The 20,608-nt window shown below is 71.3% G+C and carries 16 protein-coding genes; 8 read left to right on the plus strand and 8 right to left on the minus strand.

The features are described from left to right. Positions 1-22: 22 nt before the first annotated feature. Positions 23-1,087, minus strand: coding sequence for a YihY/virulence factor BrkB family protein (locus AC1MEY_RS17225; RefSeq protein WP_480226667.1), 1,065 nt, complete (start codon positions 1,085-1,087; stop codon positions 23-25). 135 nt (positions 1,088-1,222) lie between these two features. On the opposite strand from AC1MEY_RS17225, the gene AC1MEY_RS17230 reads away from it, so the two are divergent. Genes AC1MEY_RS17230 through AC1MEY_RS17240 form a run of 3 tightly spaced genes read left to right on the plus strand, consistent with a single transcriptional unit; the run spans position 1,223 to position 3,804 of the window. Beyond that, a complete protein-coding gene (locus AC1MEY_RS17230) occupies positions 1,223-2,494 on the plus strand; it encodes a diiron oxygenase (RefSeq protein ID WP_480226668.1) in 1,272 nt (423 codons plus the stop codon). 22 nt (positions 2,495-2,516) lie between these two features. Beyond that, positions 2,517-3,395, plus strand: coding sequence for an LLM class flavin-dependent oxidoreductase (locus tag AC1MEY_RS17235; protein ID WP_480226669.1), 879 nt, complete (start codon positions 2,517-2,519; stop codon positions 3,393-3,395). A 37-nt stretch (positions 3,396-3,432) separates the two neighbouring features. After that, positions 3,433-3,804 carry a nuclear transport factor 2 family protein gene (locus tag AC1MEY_RS17240; RefSeq protein ID WP_480226670.1) on the plus strand — a complete coding sequence of 124 codons (372 nt, stop codon included), beginning with the start codon at positions 3,433-3,435 and terminating at the stop codon, positions 3,802-3,804. On the opposite strand, the gene AC1MEY_RS17245 is transcribed toward AC1MEY_RS17240, so the two are convergent. Beyond that, positions 3,801-4,961 carry an ROK family protein gene (locus AC1MEY_RS17245; RefSeq protein WP_480226671.1) on the minus strand — a complete coding sequence of 387 codons (1,161 nt, stop codon included), beginning with the start codon at positions 4,959-4,961 and terminating at the stop codon, positions 3,801-3,803. The genes AC1MEY_RS17240 and AC1MEY_RS17245 overlap by 4 nt on opposite strands. A gap of 100 nt (positions 4,962-5,061) precedes the next feature. Here AC1MEY_RS17245 and AC1MEY_RS17250 point away from each other — a divergent pair, with 100 nt between their 5' ends. Continuing rightward, positions 5,062-6,291 (plus strand): MFS transporter, encoded by a 1,230-nt coding sequence (locus AC1MEY_RS17250; RefSeq protein WP_480226672.1) that lies wholly within the window; start codon positions 5,062-5,064, stop codon positions 6,289-6,291. Here AC1MEY_RS17250 and AC1MEY_RS17255 read toward each other — a convergent pair. Next, positions 6,272-7,294 carry an AraC family transcriptional regulator gene (locus tag AC1MEY_RS17255; protein WP_480226673.1) on the minus strand — a complete coding sequence of 341 codons (1,023 nt, stop codon included), beginning with the start codon at positions 7,292-7,294 and terminating at the stop codon, positions 6,272-6,274. The genes AC1MEY_RS17250 and AC1MEY_RS17255 overlap by 20 nt on opposite strands. 131 nt (positions 7,295-7,425) lie before the next feature. Here AC1MEY_RS17255 and AC1MEY_RS17260 point away from each other — a divergent pair, with 131 nt between their 5' ends. The 3 genes from AC1MEY_RS17260 (at position 7,426) to AC1MEY_RS17270 (ending at position 11,516) form a co-directional block, all read left to right on the plus strand. Continuing rightward, complete coding sequence (locus AC1MEY_RS17260; protein WP_480226674.1) at positions 7,426-9,018, plus strand: FAD-dependent oxidoreductase; 1,593 nt, start codon at positions 7,426-7,428, stop codon at positions 9,016-9,018. Then, positions 9,015-9,845, plus strand: a complete 831-nt coding sequence (locus tag AC1MEY_RS17265) for an SDR family NAD(P)-dependent oxidoreductase (protein ID WP_480226675.1) — start codon at positions 9,015-9,017, stop codon at positions 9,843-9,845. The genes AC1MEY_RS17260 and AC1MEY_RS17265 overlap by 4 nt, the downstream gene beginning before the upstream one ends. 117 nt (positions 9,846-9,962) lie before the next feature. Further along, a complete protein-coding gene (locus tag AC1MEY_RS17270) occupies positions 9,963-11,516 on the plus strand; it encodes a succinic semialdehyde dehydrogenase (protein WP_480226676.1) in 1,554 nt (517 codons plus the stop codon). A 320-nt stretch (positions 11,517-11,836) separates the two neighbouring features. On the opposite strand, the gene AC1MEY_RS17275 is transcribed toward AC1MEY_RS17270, so the two are convergent. Genes AC1MEY_RS17275 through AC1MEY_RS17285 form a run of 3 tightly spaced genes read right to left on the minus strand, consistent with a single transcriptional unit; the run spans position 11,837 to position 15,548 of the window. Continuing rightward, positions 11,837-12,820, minus strand: coding sequence for an FAD binding domain-containing protein (locus tag AC1MEY_RS17275; RefSeq protein WP_480226677.1), 984 nt, complete (start codon positions 12,818-12,820; stop codon positions 11,837-11,839). Next, entirely contained in the window at positions 12,817-13,356 is a 540-nt protein-coding gene (locus tag AC1MEY_RS17280; RefSeq protein ID WP_480226678.1) for a (2Fe-2S)-binding protein, read from the minus strand. Before AC1MEY_RS17280 ends, AC1MEY_RS17275 begins: the two co-directional genes overlap by 4 nt. Further along, positions 13,356-15,548 (minus strand): xanthine dehydrogenase family protein molybdopterin-binding subunit, encoded by a 2,193-nt coding sequence (locus tag AC1MEY_RS17285; RefSeq protein ID WP_480226679.1) that lies wholly within the window; start codon positions 15,546-15,548, stop codon positions 13,356-13,358. Before AC1MEY_RS17285 ends, AC1MEY_RS17280 begins: the two co-directional genes overlap by 1 nt. 199 nt (positions 15,549-15,747) lie before the next feature. On the opposite strand from AC1MEY_RS17285, the gene AC1MEY_RS17290 reads away from it, so the two are divergent. Further along, the gene (locus AC1MEY_RS17290; protein WP_480226680.1) at positions 15,748-16,680 is read left to right on the plus strand and encodes an alpha/beta hydrolase; all 933 of its coding nucleotides are present in this window, start codon (positions 15,748-15,750) and stop codon (positions 16,678-16,680) included. Here AC1MEY_RS17290 and AC1MEY_RS17295 read toward each other — a convergent pair. Both AC1MEY_RS17295 and AC1MEY_RS17300 read right to left on the minus strand, forming a co-directional pair. Further along, positions 16,670-19,441, minus strand: a complete 2,772-nt coding sequence (locus AC1MEY_RS17295; RefSeq protein ID WP_480226681.1) for an AAA family ATPase — start codon at positions 19,439-19,441, stop codon at positions 16,670-16,672. The two genes, AC1MEY_RS17290 and AC1MEY_RS17295, sit on opposite strands and share 11 nt — an antisense overlap. Beyond that, on the minus strand, positions 19,438-20,412 hold the full coding sequence (locus AC1MEY_RS17300; protein ID WP_480226682.1) for an alpha/beta hydrolase: 975 nt from the start codon (positions 20,410-20,412) through the stop codon (positions 19,438-19,440). Before AC1MEY_RS17300 ends, AC1MEY_RS17295 begins: the two co-directional genes overlap by 4 nt. Between the last annotated feature and the right edge of the window lie 196 nt (positions 20,413-20,608).

The following is a 20,608-nucleotide window of genomic DNA, read 5'->3' on the forward strand; positions in this document are numbered from 1 at the left end:
CGATCCTGCCATCACGACGACGTCAGTCGCCGCCTCCGCGCGTCCGGCGCAGTGCCGCGGCGCGCTCGACGTCCTTCTCCTCGGCGGCGGCGTTCTTCTCGATCAGTTTGGTGTCGCGGGGCGGCAGCTGCAGGTCGCGTTCGGCGGGCAGCCCGGCCTGCAACTGCCTGCCGCGCTCGAGTTCCGCGTCGAGTTCGGCGCCGAACAGCAACGCCAGGTTGGTGATCCAGAGCCACAGCAGGAAGACGATGACACCGGCGAGCGCCCCGTAGGTCTTGTTGTAACTGCTGAAGTTGGAGACGTAGATGCCGAAGCCCACCGATGCGACGATCCACGTGACGATGGCGAGTCCGGCGCCGATGCTGATCCACCGGAACTTCGGCTGCTTCACGTTGGGCGTGGCGTAGTAGAGGATCGCCACCGCGAGCACGACCGCCAGCAGGATCACGGGCCAGCGGGCGACGTTCCACACCGTGACCGCCGCATCGCCCAGACCGAGCGAGTCGCCGATGGTGCGTGCGATCGGGCCGCTGATCGCGAGCATGAACGCCACCGCGGCGGCGAGCACCAGCCCGGCGAACGTCAGCAGGAGCTGCTGGGGCCGCAGCTTCCACATCGGCCGGCCCTCCTCGACCTCGTACATCCGGTTCATCGCGCGGCCGAAGGCGCCGACGTACCCGGACGCCGACCACAGCGCGGTGAGGATGCCGAGGATCAGCGCGAACCCCGCCGACGGGGTGTTGACGAGCTGCTCGACGGTCGGGCGCATCGTGTCGATCACCGACGCCGGTGCGATGCCGCCGGCGATCTCGAGCACGGCGTCGGTGGTGCGCTGCCCCTGCCCGAAGACGCCGAGCAGCGAGACCAGCGCCAGCAGCGCCGGAAACAGTGACAGCACTGCGTAGTACGTCAGCGCGGCGGCGAGGTCGGTGCACTGATCCTGACTGAACTCGCGTGCGGTCTTCCGCAGGACGAACAGGACGGACGGCTTGGTGAGGTCGCCCGGCGAGTCGGGCTTGCGCGGATCGTCGGGATCGGGCATCCGTTCCTCGACGTCCGGCGTCGCATCACCGTCGGTAGTGGTCATGCCGAGTCGGTACCCGCACCCGGTGGCGTGAAACGCCCGCGTCAATTCATTACCCCGAGTATCCGGTACCCGGGGTATTGACACGGTCGGCTCGGCGTCCATACCGTGTGAGCACCCAACGAAGGGACGTCAACGGTGACCGCTTCGACCAGGACCTCCACCACTCCGTCGCGCGACGACTTCTCCGGTCGCCTACTGCGGGGGTCGGTGAAGAAGTCCTTCGAACCGATCGTCGACATCGACTGGGACGCACCGCTGGACCCGGACAAGTTCTTCCTGCCGCCGAAGGTCGTGTCGCTGTACGGCACCCCGATGTGGGACGCCATGACGCGGGCCCAGCAGATCGAGCTGTCCCGGCAGGAGCTGGTGAACACGCTCTCGGCGGGCATCTGGTTCGAGAACATCCTGAACCAGGCGCTGCTGCGCGACCTGATGCACGCCGATCCCACGTCGAACGCCACGCACTACGCGCTCACCGAGATGGGCGACGAGACCCGCCACATGGTGATGTTCGGCAAGGCGATCGAACGCCTCGGCGCCAAACCCGTTCAGCCGCGCCGCTACCAGCGGATCATCATCAACGCGCTGCCACTGACGTTCAAGGGGTCGCTGCTATGGGTGGCCGCGCTGGTCGGCGAGGAGATCTTCGACTCGCTGCAGCGCCAGATGATGGACGATCCCGACCTGCAGCCGATGGTGCAGCGGCTCATGCGGATTCACGTGACGGAGGAGGCCCGGCACATCCAGTTCGCGCGTGACGGCGTCCGCCGCCGCGTCCAGGAGATGCCGCGGCTGAACCGGTGGTGGGTGGCCAACCTCAACGGCGTCGGCGGACCGTTCTTCCAGCACCTCTTCACCAACCCCGTGCAGTACCGCCGCGTCGGACTGCCCGCGCTCGAGGCCCGGGCGCAGGCCCGTCGCAGCGCACACCGGCATCGGGTGCAGGCCGGGGGCTTCGCGCCGCTGGCCGCGTTCCTCGAGGAGGTCGGGCTGATGGGCCCGATCGCGCGCCGGATGTGGCGCCGGAGCAATTTCCTGCCCGGCGGCGCCACCACGTCCAGCCCGGCGGAGGAGCCCACCCAGGAGGGTGCCGACGAGGTCTCCGAGGAGGTCTACGTGGGGCCCGCCACGCTGCGCGTCGCCGACGTCGACCACGCCGTCCGCGCCCGCCTCACCGGACACCTCGACCCCATCGACGGCAAGTATCACTGGCGCGGAACGGTTTTCGGGCCGCTGACCGACGACGTCCTCAAGCGCCCCGAGGCGCTGCTGACCGCCAACGGCCGCACCGCAGCGGCGCGCATCGCCGAGCGGACGGCACAGGGCGGCTACGCGGTGACGGGCATGGGCACTCCGCCCTTCGACTGGCGCTCGCGGGCCGGCCACCGTTCCGCCTCGGAGAATTAGAACGTGTTCTAGTATCGCGGGCATGCGGTTCACGTATGCGGAAGCCATGACCGACCCGAAGTACTACATTCCGTTGGCCAAGGCGGCCGACGAGGCCGGGTACCACGCGATGACGATCCCGGACAGCGTCGCGTATCCCGAGGAGTCCGACTCGACGTATCCGTACACCGAGGACGGCAACCGGGAGTTCCTGGACGGCAAGGCCTTCGTCGAGTCGTTCGCGCTGATCGGTGCGCTGTCCGCGGTCACCACCCGGCTGCACTTCAACATCTTCGTGCTGAAGCTGCCGATCCGGCCGCCCGCGCTGGTGGCCAAGCAGGCCGGGTCGCTGGCCGCGATGTTCGACAACCGCCTCGGCCTCGGCGTCGGGACGAGCCCGTGGCCCGAGGACTACGAGATCATGGGCGTGCCGTACGCCAGGCGCGGCAAGCGGATGGACGAGTGCATCGACGTCATCCGCGGCCTGACGTCCGGCGACTACTTCGAGTACCACGGGGAGTTCTACGACTTCCCGCGGTTCAAGATGACGCCCGCGCCCACCAAGCCGCTGCCCATCCTGATCGGCGGGCACGCCGACGCCGCCCTCAAGCGCGCCGCCCGCAACGACGGGTGGATGCACGGCGGCGGCGACCCCGAGGAACTCGACCCCCTGCTGAAGAAGTTGCAGCACTACCGCGAGACCGAGGAGCGGATCGGGCTCGCCGACGAGTTCGAGATCCACGTCATCTCCATCGACGGGTTCACCCTCGACGGGGTCAAGCGGCTCGAGGACAAGGGCGTCACCGACGTCATCGTCGGCTTCCGGATCCCCTACGTCATGGGGCCGGACACCGAGCCGCTCGACGACAAGATCCGCAACCTGGAGTGGTTCGCGGAGAACGTGATCGCGAAGGCGACCTGACGCCATAACCGGCGTGGCAGCGGGTATCCGGGCCGACATGAACCCTTCGGTCGACGAACTCCTCGAACTGGAGCGCGGCGGGTGGGATGCGTTGTGCACCTCCTCCGGCTCCCGCTACTACGGCACGCTGATGCTGCCCGACGCGGTCATGGTGCTCGCGAACGGCATGGTGATGGATCGCGACACCGTCGTCGAGTCGCTGTCACAGTCGCCGCCGTGGCGCACCTACGAGATCGGCGACGTCCGGCTCGTCGCGATCGACGACGACACCGCGGCGCTGGTCTACGTCGGCACCGGATACCGGGACGGTGACGAGCCCGCGTTCGTCGGTGCCATGTCGAGCGTCTACCACCGCACGGACTCCGGCTGGCGGCTCGCGCTCTACCAGCAGACCCAGATCCCCGGCTAGGGCCTCGCGGTCAGTGCGTCGACGGCGCGCGCGCTGAGCACCTCGTCGAGGACCAGCGCGGCGATGCCCACCACCGCGGAGTGCCCACCGTGTGCCGCGGGCACCACCTGCAGCGCACGCGTCGCCATCGCGGTCGCGTTGCCGTACAACGTCTCTCGCAGACCCGCCACGAACACGTCGTAGGCGGCCGCCATGTCGCCGGCGACCACCAGCACGGCGGGGTTGAGCAGGTTGACCGCCGCGGCGATCACCTCGCCGACGTGCCTGCCGCTGTCCCGGACCATGCCGCGCACCTCGGGATCGCCGGCGTGGACGAGGTCGACGACGTCGCGCATGTGACGCACCGAGCGCCCCTGCTGCTGCAGCCGGTGCACGAGCGCCCAGCCGCCCGCGACGGCCTCCAGGCAGCCGGTGTCGCCGCACCGGCACGAAAGACCCTGTGCCGCTGCGGTCTTGTTGTGGCCGAACTCGCCTGCGGCCTGTGTTGCGCCGCGCTGCAGGACGCCGCCGGCGATGATGCCCGCGCCGAGACCCGTCGACGCCTTGATGACCAGGAGGTCGTCGAGCCGCTGCAGCTCACCGCCGCGTTCGCCCACCGCGATGGCGTTGGCGTCGTTGTCCATGATTACCGGAACCTCGGCGAGACTCTCGAGTTCGGCGAAGTACGGCCGCAGCCGGACGCCGTCCCAGCCGCGCAGGATCGGCGAGTCGCGACTGCAGCCGCGCTCGCGATCGACCGGCCCGGGCAGGCTCAGACCCACGCCGTACACCGGCACGCCCGGGTGGGCCTCGAGCATCAGGTCGAGGCTCTTGACGACGTCGGGCATCAGGTCGTCGGGCCCGAGCGGGACCTCCTGGTCGATGTCGGACGTCGCGAGGAGTTCGCCGGCGAGGTTGCACACCGCCATGCGGGTCCGGCTGATGCCGATCGCCACGCAGACCACGATTCCGGCGTCGACGTCGAAGGTGAGCCGGGTGGCGGGGCGTCCGCCGGTGGAGGCGGCGGCCTCGCTCTCGGCGACCAGGCCGAGCTGACGCAGAACGGTCACGCGGGCACCGATCGCCGTGCGCGACAGGCCGGTGAGCTGACCGAGTTCGGCGCGGGTGGTCCCGCGGAGATCCCGGATCAGGGCGAACACGTCGCCGACGCTGGCCATGCGTCCGATTCAACCGCAAGATCGTAAGCTGCGCCACTTTCGCCTAAAAAATGCAAAAGTCGTTTTACACGGAGGCCGAAGTGGGCTTACCGTTGACGACGTGACTCGTACCCTCGCCAAGCCCGACCACCACGTCGGTCCCCGCTCCGTCGTGGCGCCGGATCCCACCGTCCGGTGGCTCGCCGTGCTCGCCCTCGCCCTGGGTGGCTTCGGCATCGGCACCACCGAGTTCGTCGCGATGGGCCTGCTGCCCGACATCGCCGCCAGCCTGAACATCACCGAGCCGATCGCCGGACACGTCATCTCCGCGTACGCGCTGGGCGTCGTCGTCGGCGCACCCCTGATCGCGTCGCTGACCGCACGGATGCGCCGCAAGACGCTGCTGCTGGGGCTGATGGTCGTCTTCACCGTCGCCAACCTGGCCAGCATGTTCGCGCCCTCCTACGAAACCCTGATGGCGGCCCGGTTCATCGCGGGCCTGCCGCACGGCGCCTTCTTCGGCATCGCGGCCCTCGTCGCCGCCCACCTGATGGGCCCGCAGAACCGCGCGAAGGCCGTCGCCCACGTGCTGACCGGCCTCACGGTCGCGACCGTCATCGGCGTCCCGGCCGCGTCGTGGCTCGGACAGCACTTCGGCTGGCGCAGCGCGTTCGGACTCGTCGTCGCGGTCGGCCTCCTCACCCTCACGGCCATCTGGTTTTGGCTGCCCACGATGCGCGGCATGCACGTCAGCAGCCCGCTCACCGAACTCGGCGCGCTCAAGCGGGTCCAGGTGTGGCTGTCGCTGCTGGTCGGCATGGTCGGCTTCGGTGGCATGTTCGCCGTCTACACCTACGTGTCGACGACGCTGACCGACGTCGCGGGTCTGGCCCGCGCCCTGATCCCGCTCGGCCTGATGGCGTTCGGGCTCGGCATGGTGGTCGGCAACCTCGTCGGCGGGCGGATGGCCGACAAGTCCGTCATCCGCGGCCTCTACGCGTCGATGACCGCGCTGGGCATCGTGCTGGCGCTGTTCGTGTACGCGTCGCACAACCCGTGGACGGCCATGCTGGGGCTGTTCTTCATCGGCGCGACGGGCGCCTCGATCGGCCCCGCGCTGCAGACCCGGCTGATGGACGTCGCGCACGACGCGCAGACGCTCGCGGCGGCGCTGAACCACTCCGCGCTGAACATCGCGAACGCGGCGGGCGCGTGGATCGGCGGCCTGGTGATCTCGGCCGGCCTCGGCTACACCGCACCCGCGGCGGCGGGTGCCATCCTGGCCGTGGCGGGCATCGTCGTGCTGACGGTGTCGGTGCTGCTCGAGCGCTTCACCGCACGCGCAGGGTAGCAGACAGCCTGCGGTACTCCCGCGGCCCGACGCCCTTCCACCGGCGGAAGGCCTGCGAGAAGCTCGACAGCTCCCGATAACCCAGCCGCTCCGCGATCTCGGCGACGGCCATCCCGCCGGCGAGGAACTCCTCCGCGAAGCGCTCGCGCACCTCCTCGACCAGCGCCCGGAACGACGTCCCCTCCGCGGCCAGCCGGTGCCGCAGCGTCCGGTCGCTGACGTGGAGTTCCCGCGCGACGAGCCGGGCGTCCGGAACGCTGCCCAGGTTCCGGACGAGGATGTCGCGCACCAGCCGCCCGGTGTCCCGCAGCGGTCGCCGTCGCTCGAGCAGGACGCTGCACTGCTCGAGTGCCAGAGCGAGCACCTGCTCGTTGGCCTGCGGCATCGGCAGGTCCAGCAGCGCGTCGTCGGCCACCACCGCCGACTCCGCCACCCCGAACAGCGGCCGCACGCCGAACGCGTCGTCGTAGACGCCGGCGTCGTCCGGTGCGGGGAAGGCGAACTCGACCGGCAGCGGCGGCGGGTCGGCGAACACCTCCCGCTGCAGCCGGCGCAGCCCGGCCACGTCCCGCTCGACCACGAAGCGCCGCAGGTGCGACGGGATGCCGTCGGCGGTGAACGTGAAGGCCGTCCGTCCGTCGCGCGCGGCCCGAGTGACCGAGCTGAAGGCGAACGTCAGGCTCATCGAGCGCAGCAGGGTGTCCACGGCCGCGCGCACGGTGGCGCTGCTGATCAGTGCGAACGCGAAGGTGCCGTACAGCGGCAGCTGAAACCGCGAGCCGGCCTCGACGCCGAGACCGGGTGGGTCGCCGAGGGCCTGGACGACGTTGCCGACGACGGCGAACTCCTGCCGGGTGGAGATCTCGCTCCCCCGGTCCGCCAGCCGCGACATGGTCAACCCCGTGTCGCGCAGCGCGTCCTCGACGGTCAACCCGCGCTCCCGGGCGAGGTCGATCATGACCAGCGCGCCCGAACCCGAGCGCGGTACGTCCCACTCGACCACGCGATCCCCTTTCACGGCCCCGTTGCCGAATCTAGTAACTCTGGATCCGCATTGCACCTGTGCGAGGAGATGACGCGGCGCTAGCGTCGGCCTACGGGTCGACCGATCCGGGATGGAGGCGTGCGTCGACGATGACCGCACACGCGAACGACCGGCTGGACTGGCTGATCGTCGGCTCCGGATTCGGCGGCAGCGTCGCCGCACTGCGACTGGCCGAGAAGGGCTACGACGTCGCCGTGCTCGAGCAGGGCCGCGAGTTCTCCGACGCGGACTTCGCCCGGACGGCCTACGATTTCGGCCGCCTGCTGTGGGCGCCCGGCCTCGGCCTCAAGGGCATCCTCGCGCTGACGCCGCTGCGCCACGTGTCGGTGCTCAGCGGGGTCGGCGTCGGCGGCGGGTCCCTGGTGTACGGCAACACGCTGTACGTCCCGCACTCCGACGACTTCTACCGGCACCCGCAGTGGGCCGGCCTCGCCGACTGGCGCGCGGTGCTCGCGCCGCACTTCGCGACGGCCCAGCGGATGCTCGGCGCCGTCACGTGCCGGGCCGACGGTCCGAGCGAGCAGATGATGCGTTCGGTCGCATCGGAACTCGGCGTCGCCGCCGCCCACCACCCGACCGAGGTGGGCGTCTTCCTGGGGACGCCGGGGGTCACCGTCACCGATCCGTACTTCGACGGCGCGGGTCCCGATCGCACCGGCTGCGTCAACTGCGGACAGTGCATGCTCGGCTGCCGGCACGGCGCCAAGAACACCCTCGTCAAGAACTACCTGCACCTCGCGCGGGGACACGGCGCCCGCATCCGGGCCGAACGGACCGTCACCGACATCGCGCCCGCCGGTCGCGCCGACGGCTCGGACGGCTACGTCGTCACCAGCGTCCGGACCGGGCGGCGGTTCCGCAGGGACCGCCGGCGAGACGTCACGGCCGGCGTGGTGCTGGCCGGTGGCGCGCTCGGCACCACGCGACTCCTCCACACGATGCGCGACACCGGATCCCTCGCCCGGCTCTCGGAGCGCGTCGGCGACGTCGTCCGCACCAACAGCGAGGCCATCGTCGCGGCGACCACGCTGCGCCGCGACGCCGACCTGATCGCCGACATCGCCATCACCTCCAGCGTGCACCCCGACGAGCAGACCCACTTCACCAACAACACCTACGGCCTGGGCGGCGACCCGCTCGGGTTGATCTTCGGTCCGCTGACCGGCGGCCGGGGCCGGCCGGTGAAGTTCGTCTGGGAGATCGTGCGACACCCCCGGCGGTGGCTCAATCCCGTCCGCATCCGCGGCTGGTCGCGACGGACCGTCATCTTCACCGTCATGCAGAGCGTCGACTCGTCGCTGCGACTGCGACCCGCGCGCTTCGGCAGGCGGCTGGTCACCGAGCGCTCCCACGGGCCCGCGCCGAGCAGCTACCTGCCCATCGCGAACGAGGTGGCGCAGCGGGCAGCTCGCATCATCGGCGGATACCCGCAGTCCTCGATCGCCGAGTCGCTGCTCGGGGCGCCGACCACCGCACACATCCTGGGCGGCGCCGTCATCGGGACGACCGCCGAGGACGGCGTGGTCGACAGGTACCGTCGCGCGTTCGGTTACGAGAACCTCCTCATCACCGACGGCTCGACGATGCCCGCCAACGTGGGGGTGAACCCCAGCCTCACGATCACGGCCATGGCCGAGGAGGCGCTCAGCCACGTTCCGCCGAAGCCGGGAGAACCGTCGTGAAGCGCGTCCCGCCGTGGCACCACTGCGTCATCACCGGCGGGTCGTCGGGGCTCGGCCTCGAGATCGCCCGGCAGCTCGTGCAGCAGGGCGTCGCGGTGACGCTCGTCGCGCGCAACGAGTCCCGGCTCGCCGCGGCCGCGGCCGGGCTGCGGCGCCAGACGCCCGCCGCGAACGTCCGCACCCTGGTTCTCGACGTCGTCGACGCGGCCGCCACCCGCACCGCGTTCGAGGAACTCGCGCAGACCACCGGCGCCATCGACACCCTGATCAACTCGGCGGGCATCCTCATCGAGGGCCACGCCGACCAGCTCACGATCGACGATCACCGCGCCGTGATGGACGTCAACCTCTTCGGCACCGTCAATGCCTGCACCGCTGCGCTGGCCACGTTCGGCGACAATCCCGGGACGATCGTCAACGTCTCGTCGGTGGCCGGCCTCATCGGCGTCTTCGGGTACACCGCGTACTCGTCGAGCAAGCACGCGATCGTGGGCTACACCCGGTCGCTGGCCTACGAGGTCGAACCCCGCGGCGTCCGCATCGTCCTCGTGTGTCCCGGCGAGTTCGACTCGCCGATGGTCGACTCGCTCAATGCGTGCCGCACGCCCGAGAACCGCGAGCACACCCTCACCATCCCCAAGCTGTCGGTGGAACAGGTGGCGGCGGAGACGATCTCGGGTGTCGCCGCCGGCCGTCGCATGATCGTCCCCGGCCGACGGACGCGCGCCGCGGTCCTCGCCAGCCGGCTGCTGCCGGGGATCTCGGATGCCGTGTCGCGCCGGCGGATCGCGCGGGTCTACACCGGTCCGCGAACGTCGCTGCGATGACCCGCGCTCACGTCGCCCGGGCGGGGTACGCAGTCGGCCGCTGGCGCTGGTCTCGTCCGATCGGGTAGAACTGCAAATAGCGTTACTGGCCAGTAACACCCCTCCCGAGGAGTCGCCATGCCCGCACCGTCCGCAGCAACGTTTGGGCGTCTCGCCGATCTGATCGCCATCCCCGACGCGTCCGAGCGGCCCACCCGCTCCGTCACCGAGGTGTTCTCCGGCAAGGAGCTGACCACCATTCCGGTCGGCACCGCGCAGGACGCCCTGGATGCGGTCGCCCGTGCCCGGGTGGCGCAGCAGGAGTGGGCGACACGGCCAGTCAGCGAGCGCGCCGCGATCTTCCACCGCTACCGCGACCTGGTGCTCAAGAACCTCGACTCACTGATGGACATGGCGCAGGCCGAGACGGGCAAGTCCCGCAACGCCGCTCAAGAGGAGATCCTCGACATCGCGATGACGGCGCGGCACTACGCACGCGTCGCGCCGAAGCTGCTGCGTCCGCAACGGGTGACGGGCATGCTGCCGGGCCTCACGAAGACCGTCGTGCGGTACCAGCCGAAGGGCGTCGTCGGCGTCATCTCGCCGTGGAACTACCCGATGACGCTGGCGGTGTCCGACGCGATCGCCGCGTTGCTCGCCGGCAACGCCGTGGTGCTCAAGCCCGACAGCCAGACGCCGTACTGCGCGCTGGCCTGCGTCGAGTTGCTGTACGACGCCGGGCTGCCGCGCGACCTGTTCGCCGTCGTCCCCGGCCAGGGCTCCGTGGTCGGTACGGCGCTGGTCGAGAACACCGAGTACCTGATGTTCACGGGGTCCACCGCCACGGGTCAGCTGCTGGCCGAGCAGGCGGGTCGCCGGCTGATCGGCTTCTCTGCCGAACTCGGTGGCAAGAACCCGATGATCGTGACGGCCGGCGCCAACCTGCGCGAGGTGGCCGACGCCGCCGTGCGCGCGTGCTTCGCCAACTCCGGGCAGCTCTGCATCTCGATCGAGCGCATCTACGTCGAGCAGTCGATCGCCGACGAGTTCATCCGCGTGTTCGGCGAGCGCGTCCGCAACATGACGTTCCGTGGTGGATACGAGTTCGGCGTCGAGATGGGCAGCCTGATCTCCGAGGAGCAGGTCAAGGCCGTCTCCGCGCACGTCGACGACGCGGTCGTGAAGGGCGCGACCGTCGTGGCGGGCGGGAAGGCGCGGCCGGACCTGGGGCCGCTGTTCTTCGAACCGACCGTCCTGACGAACGTCCCCGAGGACGCCGAGTGCTTCCGCGAGGAGACGTTCGGACCGCTCGTCTCGATCTACCCGGTGGCGAACGTCGACGAGGCCGTCGCCCGCGCCAACGACACCGAGTACGGCCTGAACGCCAGCGTCTGGGCGGGCAGCAAGCGCGAGGGCGAGGACATCGCGGCTCGGATCCACGCCGGCACCGTGAACGTCGACGAGGGCTACGCGCCCACCTGGGGCAGCACCGGCGCGCCGATGGGTGGCATGGGGGTGTCCGGGATGGGCCGTCGCCACGGCCCCGAGGGGCTCATCAAGTACACGGAGCCGCAGACGATCGCCACGACGCGGATCCTGAACCTCGGTGGGCCGCGGGGACTTCCGCCGAAGCTGTGGGCGAAGATCATGCCGCCGTTCGTCAAGGCGCTGCAGTACATCCCGGGCCGGTAGTTCCGGGGGTCGCACCCGCTCGCTGAGGACGTGTGCTCGCTGGCGCGTCATCATTCGTTGACGCGTGGGGGAGACACAGTCGTCGGGCCCGGCCCGCGCCGCCGCCGTTCAGATAGCGCTCACGCGACCGAAGTGCGAGTGGCGGTGACCGTCAACGCTCACTCGACCAGGACGCCAGCCGCCAGCGAGGACGTGGCGCTCCCCAGCGCGTCATCATTCGTTGACGCGTGGGCGAGACACAGTGGTTGGCCCCGCGCTCGACCCCGCCGTTCAGATAGCGCTCACGCGACCAATGTGCGAGTGGCAGTGACCGCCAGCGCTCACTCGACGGCAGCGGCGCGGGTCAACGCCCGCACCACGGCGTGCCGACCGAGGTCGACCTTGAACTCGTTCTGCGGCAACGGCTCCGCACCCTCCATCGCGAGCGCCGCCGCGGCGTGGAAGGCCGCCTCGTCGGCTGGACGACCCACCAGCGCCGCCTCGGCCACGTGCAGTCGCCACGGCTTCGACGCCACCCCACCGAGCGCGAGCGCCGCCGACGTGATCACCCCGTCCTCGATCGCCAACCCCACTGCCACGGACACCAGCGCGAACGCGTAACTGTGCCGGTCGCGCACCTTCAGATACCAGGAGTGGTCGGCGAACCGAGACGGCGGCAGCTCGATGCCGAGGATCAACTCCGCGGGCCGCAGCACGTTGTCCACGTGTGGCGTCTCTCCCGGCAGCGCGAAGAAGCCGTCGATCGGGATCACGCGCGGCCCGTCGGGCCCCTGCACGTGCACCACCGCATCGAGGATCGCCAGCGCCACCGCCATGTCCGACGGGTGGATCGCCACGCACTGCTCGCTCGCGCCGAAGATCGCATGCTCGCGGTGAAAGCCGGTGCGGGCCGCGCACCCGCTGCCGGGAATCCGCTTGTTGCACTCCGTGAACGTCGTCTGCATGAAGTACGGGCACCGCGTGCGCTGCAACAGGTTTCCCCCGGCCGTCGCCATGTTGCGCAGCTGCGTGGTCGCCCCGCTCAGGATCGCGTGCGACACCACCGGATACCGGGTGCGGATCAGCCGGTGGTTCGCCAGCGCGCTGTTGCTCGCGCCCGCCCCGACGAACACACCGCCGCCGTCGGTCTCGGTGATGTCGGTCAGCCCCAGCCGCCGCAGGTCGACCAGTGTCGTCGGCTGCGCGACCCCACCCTTCATCAGGTCCAGCAGGTTGGTGCCGCCCGCGAAGTAGGTGCCACCCGCCTCGGCGCCCGCGACGGCGTCGTCGACGGAGGTGGCGTGGCGGAATTCGAACGTCTTCACGCCGACCGCTCCCCCGCCACGGACGCGATCGCGTCGACGATGTTGGCATACGCCCCGCACCGACAGATGTTGCCCGCCATGCGCTCCCGGATCTCCGCGTGCGACAGTCGAGCGCAGCCGCTGACCACCTCGTCGCGCGGGCCCTCGAACGACGCCGTGCTCAGATCGCCGCGGGCGTGCTCGGCGAGCATCGCGTGCGCCGACGAGATCTGACCCGACGTGCAGAAGCCGCACTGGAACCCGTCGCAGTCGAGGAAGGCGTGCTGCAGCGGGTGCAGCTCCTCACCGGACGCGATGCCCTCGATGGTCAGCACCTCGCACCCGTCGACGGAGGCCGCCAGGGTGAGGCAGCTGACCACCCGCTCGCCGTCGACCGCCACCGTGCACGCCCCGCACAGGCCGTGATCGCAACCCTTCTTGGTGCCGGTCAGTTCGAGCCGGTCGCGCAGCAGGTCGAGCAGCGTCGTCCGCACGTCGGCCGCGACACGGTGGGTCTCGCCGTTGACGCGGAGTTCCACCTCGTGGTCCTCGCTCATCAGGCCTCCTTCGAGGTGGGTGGTCGATACGGCGCCATCAGGCTCTCCAGCGTGATCGGTAGGTCGCGCAACCGCTTTCCGGTGGCGTGGAAGATGGCGTTCGCGATCGCGGCGGGCACACCGCACGCGCCGATCTCGCCGATGCCGCGGACCCCGATCGGGTCGAGGCCGTAGTCGGTGCTGTCGACGAACGACACGTCGAAGTCGGGCCGGTCGGCGTGGGTGGGCAGGTAGTACTCGCCGATCATGCGGGCGGTCTCGCCGTCGTAGGGCACCTGTTCGAGCAGCGCCATCCCGAGGCCGAACGTGATGCCTCCCATCACCTGACTGCGCGCGAGCTTCGGGTTGAGCACGCGGCCGCAGTCCATCACCGCGACCCACCGCACCACCGACGCGCGACCGATCTCCTCGTCGACCTCCACCTCGCAGAAGTGCACGCCGAACGACTGGAACGCCTCGTGCTCCTGGTCGCCGGCGTCGCTGTCGGCGACGAAGCTCAGCCGATCGTGGTGGGTGCGGGCCACGTCGAGCAGGTCGGGGTCGGAGGTGCCGGCCAGCTCGTCCACCCGTCGCCGCCACTCCGTCGCCGCGGCGAACACCGCCGAGCCGACGGTGGCGGTGGTCTGCGACGCACCACTGTAGGGCGCGGCGGGGAAGTCGGAGTCGCCGGACTCGAAGGTCACCGACTCCAGCGGGAGCCCGGTCGCATCGGCCGCCACCTGCGTCATGACGGTCCGCACGCCGTTGCCGACTTCGTGTGTGGCGGAGGCGAACCGGACGGTCCCGTCAGGCGCGGTCATCACGCTGCAGGACGCGGGCATCCGTCGCCCGGGGTAGGTGGCGGTCGCCATCCCCCAGCCGATCTGGACGCCGTCGCGCGTCAGCGCTCGCGGCGCGACGGGCCGGTCGGCCCACCCGAAGCGCCGGGACCCGGTCTCGTAGCAGTCGAGCAGGTGCTTGCCCGACCATGGCTTGCCACTGGCCTGATCCGCGTCGGCGTGGTTGCGCACACGCAGTTCGAGGGGGTCGAGGCCGAGTTCGTGGGCCAGTTCGTCGATCGCCACCTCGAGGGCGAACAGCCCCGGCGCCTCCCCCGGGCCGCGCATGAAGCACGGCGTGGGCGCGTTGATCCGGGCGGTGCGGTGCGACACCTCGAGATGCGGCGACTGGTACAGGAATCGGCTGGACAGTCCGGTGGGCTCGCAGAAGTGCGCGACCGTCGACGTCTCGGTGAGGGTGTGGTGCTCGGTGCTGCGGATGGCGCCGTCGTCATCGGCGACCAGCACCAGGTCCTGCTCGGTGCGTGGCCGATGTCCGGTGGACGAGAACATCTGGTCACGCGTCAGCACCAGCTTGACGGGGCGGCCGATCTCACGCGCCGCGACGGCGCACAGCACGACGTGCATCCAGAGGAAGCTCTTGGACCCGAACGCGCCGCCCACCAGCGGGGCGAGCACGCGGACGTGGTCCTCGGGCATGCCGAGATACGCCGCGAGCGCGGCCCGTTCGCCGGCGATCCACCGCGTGCTGTCGTGCACGGTCAGCCGGTCCCCGTCCCAGGCCGCGACCGTGGCCGACAGTTCGATCGGGTAGTGCGCGTTCATCGGCGTGGTGTAGCGGGCCGTCACCCGGGTGCCGCCGTCGGTGGGTGGTTCGCCGCGGCGGTCCTGCAGCTTCTCCTCGCTCAGCTTGACGAAGTGGTCGGGACGGTAGCTCCCCTGCCGGATCGGGCCGTCCTGGCCGCCGGCCGCCTCGGCCACGTCGTGGGCGTCGAGCAGGGCGGGCAGCTCCTCGTACTCGAGGTCGACGAGTTCCGCAGCCGCCGTGGCGTTCTCCCACGTGTCGGCGACCACCAGCACCATGTGCTGTCCGACGTGCTGCACCGTCAGGTCCGACAGGGGCGGGCGCCGCTCCAGCGGGAGGTCCCACGTCAGGTCGTCGGGAAGTGCTCGCAGCGGTGGGCAGTTCAGCGGCGTGAGCACGTGCAGCACGCCGGGCGCCGCGGCGACGCGGTCGGCACTCGTCCGCAGCGAGTCCTCGGTGACGGTGCCGTGCGGGATCTCCGACTGCACCAGCACGGCGTGCACCTGTCCCGGTAGCGCAACGTCGGCGGTGTACGTCGCGGCGCCGGTGACCTTGCCGCCACCCTCGACGCGGTTGACCGGTTGGCCCACGCGATCCATCGTCGTCATCGGTGTCCTCCCTCGGTGCTGCATGCCGTGGCGGCAAGGACGTCGACGGCACGGTCGGCGCTGCGCACGGGACTCCCGTCGAGGCTCATCCTGGCAGTGTGCTCGCCGCGCGGCCCGACGTCATCAGTCGGATGACTGATGATCACGGGCCGCGGTCGGCAGAGACTGGTGCGATGACGGTCACGCGTGGCGGGTCGCGGTGACGGCCGAAGCACCCGGCCTCGTGCTGGACCCGGCCGTCACGGATCTGCTCGGGTCGATCGGAGCCAGCGGGACGGCGTGGTCCGATCTGCAGGCCGCGCCCGACGGGACCGGCACCGTCGACGAGTGGGTGGACGTCGCCTCGGGTGAGTACGGCACGATCGGGGTCCGCGTCGTCCGTCCGTCCCACGTCGCGGGACCGCTGCCCGCGGTGGTGTACCTGCACGGCGACGGATGGGCGGTGGGCGACAGCCGCAGCCACGCCCGGATCGTCTCCCGGCTTGCCGTCGGGACGCCCGCGGCGCTGATCGTCCCGGAGTTCGCACCGTCGCCGGCGGCCCGCCACCCGGTCGCCCTTGAGCAGGCGTACGCGGCCGTCCGCTGGATCCACGAGGCGGGGGCGCGGCACGGGGTGGACCCGCGGCGCGTCGCGGTCGCCGGTGACTCGACGGGGGCCACGCTGGGCATCGGCCTGGTGCTGCTGTCCCTGCGCCGCAACGAGTTCCGCTTCGCGCAGCTGGTGGCCGTCACGCCGGTGATCGATCCCGCGCTCGACACGCCCTCGGCCGAGGAGTTCGCCGAGGGCTACCTGCTGCACCGCGACCACCTGTTCGCGCACTGGGGCGGCTATCTCGGTGACGGCGACCGGACCGATCCGACGATCAGCGCATTGCACGCGTCGGCCGCCGATCTCGCGAAGTTCCCACCCACGCTGGTCATCACGGCCGAGGCGGACGTGGCGCGCGACGAGGGTGAGGCCTTCGCCGCCCGGCTGCGCCAGGAGGGCGTGACGACGACCGCCGTCCGCTACGAGGGCACCATCCACGGCTTTCCGGTGCTCGACGCCCTGGCACGGTCGAGCGCGGCCCGCGCGGCGACGGCGCAGGCCGTGGCGGCGCTGGCGACCGCGCTGCACGGGATCAGGACGTGAACTCGCGCAGTTCGTGGCGGCGGCTCACCCCGAGCTTCGGGTAGACGTGATAGAGGTGCGAGGCGACCGTCCGCGGTGAGAGCCGCAGCCGCTCGGCGATCTCGCGGTTGGTCAGACCGGACGCCGCAAGGGTCACGATCTGCCGCTCCTGGGCGGTGAGCGCGCCGAGCAGGTCGCCGGCGTCCTCGGTCGAGGTGGTGGTGACACCCGCCGCGCGCAACTCGGCGCGTGCGATGCCGGCCAACGGTTCGGCACCCAGCCGCTCGAAGACCTCCAGCGCCGCCGCCAGGAGCGGTCTGGCCTCCGCGGGCCGGCGCGCCCGCCGCAGCCACTCGCCGTAGTGCAGGCGGGCGCGGGCGCGTTCGAGCGGCCACTGTTCGCCGGCGGGGTCGAACACCGCGAGTTTGTAGTGCCGTTCGGCGAGGTGCCCGTCGGTGGTGAGGGCGGTCGCCTGGTGCCGCAGCAGTCGAAGCCGCACCGGCGGTGTGGAACCCAGCCCGCGACCGATCGCCGCGACGAGTGGTGCCGCCTCCTCGATGCGCCCGCTGCGCGCCGCCGACCACGCCAGATCGGCGAGGGCGCGGTGTGACACGACGAAGTGGACGGGTCGGCCGTCGGCGTCGAACATGGCCCGGAACCGGCGGTAGGCGGCGTCGTAGTCCCCGGTGGCGACGTCGATCCAGCCGGCCGCGCGGTGCAGGTTCACCTCGGTGACGCACGGCGGCCCGCCGGCGGAGGCCGCCGACTCCCGGGCCCGGCTCACGGCCACGGTGGCGCCGTCGACGTCGCCGCGCATCGCCATCCACTGGGCCTGGCAGGCCAGGGTCTCGCGCTCGACGAGCGTGGAGCCCAGTACGACCGCACACAGCTCCGCGGCCTCGTCGAGCATCTCGGCCAGCTTGGTCCACCGTCCGGTGTCGAGCAGGCTCCACGCCAGGGGTGCCACCGCGAACCCGAAGCCACGCAGGCCGCCCGCCGCCGAGAGACTCTCGATGGCGCCGGCGAGTTCGGTTGCGGCCGTCGCGGTGTCGTCGGCGGCGAAGGCCATCGTGCCACCGATGAGTCGGCGGACGGGCTCGAGTTCCGGCACCGTGGGCCGGTCCACCGGCGCCGGCAGGACGGGCCGTGCGTCGGCAGCGGCGGTGTCGGCGTACATACCGACGTAGGCGAGTTGGAAGTCGGCGGCCGCCGGCGGGAACGGCAGCGGGAAGCCACTCGGCCTCGGCGGCGTGCCCCCCACGCGGTCGAGCCACCCGCGCAGTCGCCGACGGTGCTCGACGTCACCGGTGTAGTACGCGGCACCGCTCGCCGAGTACAGCAGCGCGAGGACCAGGTGGCCGTCGTCGGGCCAGGTTCCGGCGAGGACGGTGTCGACCACCGCGAACGCGTCCCCCGCCCGGCCGGACTGCAGGAGGATCGACGCCCGGATCAGCGCGGCGTAGCCGGTCACGTTCGGATCGTCGGACTCGCGCAGCGGCATCTCGGTCATGGACAGCGCCCACGCCGGGTCGCCCGCGAAGTTGGCTGCGCCCGCGGCGAGCGCATACCGCCGCGCCGCGTCGACGCGGTCGGGGCTGAGTTCGGCGGCACGCTGCAGCGCCCGGGCACGCTCCAATTCATCTGCACGCGGGGCGGATTGGCTCGCGGTGGCCTCCAGCATCGCGGCGATCATCTCGTCGGATCCGGGTGCGGCGGATCCCAGGTGCCAGGCTCGCGCGGACGCCTCGAGACCGGTGGTCGCTGCCAGCGCGAGGTGCGCGGCGCGCTGCTCGCCGAAGTCGCCGCTCGCGTAGGCGGCGGCGCGCAGCAGTGCGTGCGCGAAGACGATGCGGCGCTCGTCGGTGAACTCGACGTAGCCGTCCCGGCGGGCGGGCTCCCACGCGGCGAAGTGGCTGCCCAGTCCGGCGGCGGCGGTGACGGCGTCGACCGTCTCCCGTCCCGTGCCCGCGGCGGCGAACAGCAGCAGCCGGCGGGTGTCGGCGGGCAGCGCGGCGATCCGGTCGGCGAACAGCGGGTGCGTACCTGCGCCGCCGGACAGGGTGGCGCCGTGGAAGGTCGAGGTGCCGTTGCGGGCGTAGGCGCGGGTGAACTCGATGAGCGCCAACGGGTTGCCGCGCGACCAGCGGATGATCTCGCCGCGCACGCTGGGGTTGGGCTGCTCGGGCTGCGAGTCCACCAGCAGCGCCGAGTCGCGCGCCGACAGCGGTCCGATCTCGACGGTGCGGAGGGCCCGGCCGATGCCGGCGAGGACGTCGCGACGGTGCGCGGTCAGCACGGCCCGGACGCGCGTGGTGATCAGCTGCGCGGCCACGCCGACGAGCAGATCGCTCATCTCGTCGTTGAAGAGGTCGACATCGTCGATCACCAGCAGGACCGGCCGTTCGACGGCGGCGGCCTCGAGGACCGCGATGACGGCGTCGCGGATGAGCGCCGGCCGCGCGACCGCCGGCGGCCCGTGCATCGCCTCGGTCAGGGCGTCGCGCAGGGCGTGCGGCAGGGTCGCCGCGGACGGGAACACCGGCCACAGCAGTCCGGCCAGCGCGGCGTACCCGTGCGACTCCCCCGCGACGCCCGCGGCGAACACGACGCACAGCTGGTCGTCGGCGGCGCGTACTGCGAAGTGCAGCAGTGCCGTCTTGCCGATCCCGGACTCGCCGACCAGGAGTACCGCCGGTGGAGCGGTGTCGGCACCGCGGACGACGGCCCGGGTGAGGGCGACCAGCTCGTCGCGGCCGACGATCTGGAACCGGTGCGGGCTCACGCGTGCAGCCTCTCCCGCAGGAACCACGAGCCCTGCGCGATCGCCGCCCGTGCGGGGGCGATCTCGGCCAGCCGGCTCAGCACCACGAAGTCGTGCACCGTGCCGAGGTAGCGCAGGGCGGTCACGTCGACGCCGGCGCGGCGCAGGTTGCGGGCGAAGTCGGCGCCTTCGTCGCGCACCACGTCGGCCTCGGCGGTGACCACCATCGTCGGCGGCAGACCGGTCAGATCCTCGGGGCGGGCGTGCAGCGGCGACACCGTGGGGCACGTGCGGTCGCCGTCGCAGTACTGGTTCCAGTACCAGGCCTGCTCCTCGCTGGACAGCAGGTAGCCCTCGCCGAACTCGCGGTGCGACGCCGAGTCGCACGCCGCATCGGTCGGCGGGTAGTAGAGCAGTTGGGCGCGCAGCCGCGGACCGCCACGCGACTTGGCGAGCATCGCGACGGCCGTGGCGATGGTGGCGCCGGCGCAGTCACCGGCGAGCGCGATGGACGTGACGTCCAGGTCGAGGTCGTCGGCGTTGGCGTGCACCCACAGCAGCGCGGCGTAGCACTCCTCCAGCGCCACCGGATACCGGGCCTCGGGCGTGCGGCTGTACTCCGGCACCACCATCGCGACGCCCGCTCCGACGGCGAGTTCCGACACGACGTGAGCGTGGGTGTCGGCGTCACCGAACATCCACCGCCCGCCGTGCAGATAGAAGACGGTGGGCAGCGGTCCCTCGGCGTGGCGCGGGCGGATCACCCAGAGGCCGGTCAGGCCCGCCGGTCCCACCTCGGCGGTGTGGAAGCGCGCCGTCGTCCCCGGGTGCTCGCGCGGCGTCTGCTGCGCCTCGCGCAGCGCGGTGCGGCCGTCCTGCGGTCCAAGTTGGCGCAGCGTCGGCGGGGTCGACATCGCGTCGATCAGTTCGATGATGGCCGGATCGAGGACGACGGCACCGCGGTGGTCGCCGGCACCCCGCCATCCACTCATCGCTTCCCGCCCTCGTGTTCTCCGCGCCGCGGCTCCGCCTTGGATGATAGGCCGGAGTGGTCGATCCGGCCGGTCGAGTGATCTTGGCCCACTGCGGGGGCGCATCCATCAGTCACTCGACTGATGACCCGGCGATTCACCCCCCTGACACTGGTCGTGACCACGACCGTCGGTCAATACCTGCTAGCGGGAAGCG

This window comes from Mycobacterium sp. PTI7 (genome assembly GCF_056679845.1).

Bases quoted from the DNA above. Each gene is read 5' to 3' on its own strand.
- AC1MEY_RS17235 (WP_480226669.1), top strand. From the start codon at position 2,517: ATGCGGTTCACGTATGCGGAAGCCATGACCGACCCGAAGTACTACATT.
- AC1MEY_RS17270 (WP_480226676.1), top strand. From the start codon at position 9,963: ATGCCCGCACCGTCCGCAGCAACGTTTGGGCGTCTCGCCGATCTGATC.
- AC1MEY_RS17300 (WP_480226682.1), bottom strand. From the start codon at position 20,412: ATGAGTGGATGGCGGGGTGCCGGCGACCACCGCGGTGCCGTCGTCCTC.
- AC1MEY_RS17280 (WP_480226678.1), bottom strand. From the start codon at position 13,356: ATGAGCGAGGACCACGAGGTGGAACTCCGCGTCAACGGCGAGACCCAC.
- AC1MEY_RS17245 (WP_480226671.1), bottom strand. From the start codon at position 4,961: ATGGCCAGCGTCGGCGACGTGTTCGCCCTGATCCGGGATCTCCGCGGG.
- AC1MEY_RS17240 (WP_480226670.1), top strand. From the start codon at position 3,433: ATGAACCCTTCGGTCGACGAACTCCTCGAACTGGAGCGCGGCGGGTGG.
- AC1MEY_RS17285 (WP_480226679.1), bottom strand. From the start codon at position 15,548: ATGACGACGATGGATCGCGTGGGCCAACCGGTCAACCGCGTCGAGGGT.
- AC1MEY_RS17225 (WP_480226667.1), bottom strand. From the start codon at position 1,087: ATGACCACTACCGACGGTGATGCGACGCCGGACGTCGAGGAACGGATG.
- AC1MEY_RS17260 (WP_480226674.1), top strand. From the start codon at position 7,426: ATGACCGCACACGCGAACGACCGGCTGGACTGGCTGATCGTCGGCTCC.